Source organism: Robinsoniella sp. (assembly GCF_034124845.1).
The window spans coordinates 1-5601 of record NZ_JAWYAJ010000595.1 but is presented as its reverse complement, the minus strand read 5'-3'; the positions used below and the strand labels follow the sequence as shown (position 1 = coordinate 5601).

Sequence of the window (5601 nt, the reverse complement as noted above, 5' to 3'; positions counted from 1 at the left end):
AATAAGCAAAAATCCGGAATTCTATTTTTCGCCGGACTAAGGCGACAATATCCAGAAATTTTTTCTTGTCAATTTCATCTGCAAATACATTTTTCTGATTTTTCCATTTTAGATTTGAATAATAGACGTGCGTATCCCTCACTATACGTGGCATTAGATTGCCCTCCTTCATATCAGCAAATTTTCATATATTCCATTCCCACTTTTACTGCCCCTCTTAGTCCTATGATGGTGCAGTGACAATATATCCCATTTTTCGACAAATTGCAATATGTTTTACACTGTAGCAATAAGTTGTGTCAATACATGCTTTTTCTTACTCCGCAAGAAACATGCTGAATCCTGTATGCCACGTTTTGTTGCCACTTTTTTCACATCGTTAACTCCACACTCTTCCATCATAACGTATGGAGAAGGTAAGCAAAAAAACAGGCATTCAGCCAAATCAGCCAAACACCTGTCTCTGTTATTTCTTATTTAAAATAAGCTACACCGGATTCGAAGATCTTCAGATCCTGTTCTCCGTAAATATTAATTGCCACAGAAGCATCCCGTCTCTCGGAATGCGCCATCTTACCGAATACACGGCCATCCGGGCTTGTAATACCTTCGATGCAGCAGTAGGAACCGTTTACGTTCCATTCGCCGTCAGCACTCAGCTCACCGTCAGCATTTACATACTGGGTAGCTACCTGTCCGTTTTTAAATAATTTCTGCAGCCATTCCTCATTTGCTACAAATCTTCCTTCGCCGTGGGATGCTGGATTTACGTAAGTCTTTCCAAGTTCCGCCTGTGCAAGCCATGGGGATTTATTGGATACTACTTTTGTATATACCATTTTGGAAATATGGCGTCCGATGGTATTGAAAGTCAGTGTAGGTGAGTCTTCTGTCTGTCCCGTGATTTCTCCGTTTGGAACCAGTCCAAGTTTAATCAGAGCCTGGAATCCGTTACAGATACCAAGTGCCAGACCGTCTCTCTCATTTAATAATTTCATCACTGCTTCTTTGATTTTCGCATTCTGGAATGCGGTAGCAAAGAATTTTGCAGATCCGTCCGGTTCATCACCTGCTGAGAAACCGCCCGGGAACATGATCATCTGTGAGCTGTTAATCGCTTTTTCAAAGATTTCAACAGAATCACGGATATCTGCTGCACTTAAGTTCTTAAATACCTTTACAATAACATCTGCTCCGGCACGCTCAAATGCCTTAGTGCTGTCATATTCACAGTTGGTTCCCGGGAATACCGGTATGAATACGGTAGGTTTCGCCACTTTATTTTTACATGTATAGACTTTTTTCGTGCTGAAAAGACCATTTTCGATCACAGCATCTGCATCTGCGCATGTAACATTTACAGAAGAAGGTACCTCTGACCCTTCAGCATCCGGAACGGATTTAAATACTTTCTCTAATGTTCCCGTCCATGCTTTTAGAGCTTCATCCATGGTAATTCTGGTATCTGCATATTCAAATTCCGCTGTATCCAGAACCTCACCGATCACCGTATAGGAAATGGAAAGTTCGCCCACTTTGCCATCCGGAACTTCTGCTACAATGTTACCGAAGCCTGCTGCAAACAGATCTCTCTTGTCCACATTATGCTCAATCTTCACACCCATATGGTTACCAAATGCCATTTTACTTACTGCTGCAGCCAGTCCCTTGGCATCCAGTGTATATGCAGATATAATTTTTCCTGCTTTTACGTCTGCAAAGAATTTGCCATACTGATCCATGATCTGTGTATAATCAGGAAGGTCGTACTCATCTGTCACGATCTTTAACAATACCAGTTTACTTCCGGCTTTTTTAAGTTCCGGTGTAATGATGTGCTTGTCGCTGGCAACATCAACTGCAAAGGATACTAAAGTAGGAGGAACGTCTATTTCATTAAAGGAACCGGACATACTATCTTTTCCGCCGATGGAAGGAAGTCCGAAACCAAGCTGTGCGCTGTATGCACCTAATAGTGCTGCAAACGGCTGGCTCCAGCGGGAAGGATCTTCGGTCATTCTTCTGAAATATTCCTGAAATGTAAAGCGGATTTTGCTGTAGTCCCCACCTGCTGCCACGATTTTAGCAACGGATTCCAGCACTGCATATACGGCACCGTGATATGGGCTCCAGCTTGATAAATAAGGATCAAAGCCGTAACTCATCATGGTAACGGTATCAGTCTTTCCTTTTAATACCGGAAGCTTCGCAACCATAGCCTGAGTCTCAGTCATCTGATATTTTCCGCCAAATGGCATAAATACAGAGCCTGCACCAATGGACCCGTCGAACATTTCAACCAGACCCTTCTGGGAACAGGTATTTAAATCTTTCAGCGTATTCAGCCATTTTTCTTTAACATCCCCTACTTCTTCTCTTACAAAGAATTTATCCTGATCTGACGGGATATCTACGGACACGCTGGTTTCCTGATGTGCACCGTTGGTATCTAAAAATGCTCTGGAAATATTCACGATCTCTTTTTCTCTCCAGATCATCACCAGACGCTTCGCTTCCGTTACAACTGCTACTTCCACTGCTTCCAGGTTTTCTTCCACTGCATAAGCCAGGAACTGTTCAACGTCTTTGGGATCCACTACAACTGCCATTCTCTCCTGGGATTCGGAAATGGAAATCTCAGTTCCGTCAAGTCCAGCATATTTTTTCGGAACTTTATCCAGATAGATATGAAGTCCGTCTGCTAATTCTCCAATAGCAACGGATACTCCGCCTGCACCAAAGTCATTACATTTTTTAATTAATTTACTTACTTCTTCCCGTCTGAACAGGCGCTGAATTTTACGCTCTGTTGGCGGATTACCTTTTTGTACTTCCGCTCCGCAGGTTTCGATGGATTCCTCTGTATGTACCTTGGAAGAACCGGTTGCACCGCCGCAGCCGTCACGTCCGGTACGTCCGCCCAGCAGGATGATAATATCGCCAGGATCAGAGGTTTCGCGGATGACTGCTTTTCTTGGAGCCGCACCAAGTACTGCGCCGATTTCCATTCTCTTCGCAACGTAATTCGGATGGTAAACTTCTTTTACCAGGCCGGTTGCAAGTCCGATTTGGTTACCGTAGGAACTATATCCGTGAGCCGCACTTCTAACTATCTTTTTCTGGGACAGTTTTCCTTTTAAAGTATCTTTAACGGATACGGTAGGATCAGCCGCACCGGTCACACGCATTGCCTGATATACATAGGTACGTCCTGAAAGAGGATCTCGGATTGCACCGCCGAGGCAGGTTGCCGCACCGCCAAATGGCTCAATTTCCGTAGGATGGTTATGAGTCTCATTCTTAAAGTTAATCAGCCATTCTTCCGTCACACCGTCGATTTCCACGGGAACAACAATACTGCAGGCATTAATTTCATCTGATTCTTCCTGGTCGTCCAGTTTCCCTTCTTTTTTCAGCTTACGCATTGCCATCAGAGCAAGATCCATCAGGCAGACGAATTTATCATCTCTCCCTTTGAAGATTTCTTCCCTGTCTTTTAAATACTGCTGATAAGTACCAACGATAGGATCTTTATAATAACCTTCTCCAAATACTACCTCTTTTAATTCTGTTGAGAATGTAGTATGACGGCAGTGATCAGACCAGTATGTATCCAATACTCGAATCTCTGTCATAGAAGGATCTCTTTTTTCTTCACTTTTGAAATAATTCTGGATATGCATAAAATCCTTGAACGTCATAGCCAGATTCAAAGAACCATAAAGTTCTTCTAACTTTTCTTCATCCATTTCCGTAAAGCCATCAAATATTTTCACATCTGCCGGCTCATCGAACTTCGTTACCAGAGTCTGTGGTTTCACCATGTCTGTTTCTCTAGAATCTACAGGATTGATACAATAGGATTTGATTGCTTCAAATTCTTCCTCGTTAATGCTTCCTTCCAATACATAAGTGGTAGCTGAACGGATAATCGGTTCTTCATCCTCATTCAGGAACTTTACACACTGTACTGCGGAATCTGCCCTCTGGTCAAATTGTCCCGGAAGAAATTCTACAGAAAATACTTTTGCAAAATCGGCTATATCAAAACTCTCTTCATATAAGGTATCTACCGGCGGTTCGGAAAACACCGTATTGCAGGCAGCTTTATAAACCTCGTCGGAGATATTCTCCACATCATAACGAATCAATACACGAACACCTGTTAATGACTTGATTCCTAAATAACTGTGAATCTCATGCCTTAATTCTTTTGCCTGCACTGCATATGCCGGCTTCTTCTCCACGTACACTCTTCTAACGTTGCTCATAGGTTCCTCCATGCTATTGTGATTATATCTTAGGTTTAACTTCTTTTTTATTCTACCACCTGGTGCTGGTTATGGCAAGGAGGGTTTTTCGTTAAAATAGCTGCCAATATTGTGAGATATGTCACAAAAAAACAGATCTGTACGGGTTCTTTGTACAGATCTGCTTTTTGTCTCAGATTTATAAAGTGAATTCTATGATCAATTGCTAATGTCTGAAATCCCCTGCCAGAATTCCTCCAGTTTATCTCCCAGATTATCCAGCCGGCAAGTCTCATAATTGTCCCATTCCCTGGGAAACAGATACTGATACTGCCTCTGCAGAAAGCGTTCATCTAATAACAGTATCACGCCCTGGTCGTCATCTGTCCGGATCACCCTGCCTGCCGACTGCAGCACTTTATTCATTCCGGGATACAGATATGCATAAGAGAACCCGTCCATATTCCGCTTATCATAATAACTCTTTAAGATTTCCCGCTCATTGCAGATCTGGGGCAATCCAGTACCAATGATCAGTGCACCGATCAGGCTGTCTCTTTTCAGATCTATCCCTTCGGAAAAAATCCCGCCCATTACACAGAAGCCTACCAGGCTGTTCTCCTGCTCCCGCTCAAATTCCTGCAGAAATTCCTCCCGCTCTTCTTCTTTCATATTGCTGCTCTGGCATATGCAAAGCACGTCTTCCCCCATTTCTTCCCGGAAAATTTCCTCTACTTCGGTCATCAGCTTATAGGATGGAAAAAATACAAGATAGTTGCCTTTTTGTCCCTCCATGGCTTTTTTAATGTACCAAGCCATTTTCTGATATTCATGAAAACTTCTTCTGGTATATTTACTGCTGATATCCGTACCAATCAGCACCTTCTTTTTCCTGGGGTCAAAAGATGATTCCGCATAAATTGTATAATCATCCTCCGCCTCACTTAACAGCTCCATATAATATTTTACAGGAAGCAGCGTCGCGGAAAAGTATATGGTGCTATTCCCTTTATCCAGACACTCCTGTATATTTTTAGACGTATCAATACAGAAGAGTTTCACCTTAAAGCGCCCGTCTTCCTCCATTTCGGAATATATCACATAATTTTCATCCAGTCTCTCATGGGTATCTAAAAATGCCCTGGCTTCAAAATAAAGATTTGTAACCACCTCCTTGACTGCGGGCTGATCCGACTCTTCCAGAAATTTTTCGATTTCCGCACACAAATTCATTAAGGCGATCACAAGAGGACCCACATTTTCCAGAACCTCATAATTCTGGCATTCCCTCTTCATCTCCAGCATAATCTTATTGCATTTTTCCAGCTGGCGTTCCACTCTCCTGCTGTAT

Annotated in this window: 2 protein-coding genes; both read right to left on the bottom strand. The window is 42.7% G+C overall.

Going from position 1 to position 5601, the window contains the following annotated elements:
• Positions 1-473: 473 nt before the first annotated feature.
• Positions 474-4271, bottom strand: coding sequence for a phosphoribosylformylglycinamidine synthase (locus ACH2DQ_RS29270; RefSeq protein WP_394911757.1), 3798 nt, complete (start codon positions 4269-4271; stop codon positions 474-476).
• A 198-nt stretch (positions 4272-4469) separates the two neighbouring features.
• On the bottom strand, positions 4470-5601 hold a 1132-nt coding region (locus ACH2DQ_RS29265; RefSeq protein WP_395028829.1), incomplete at its 5' end, for an ATP-dependent DNA helicase.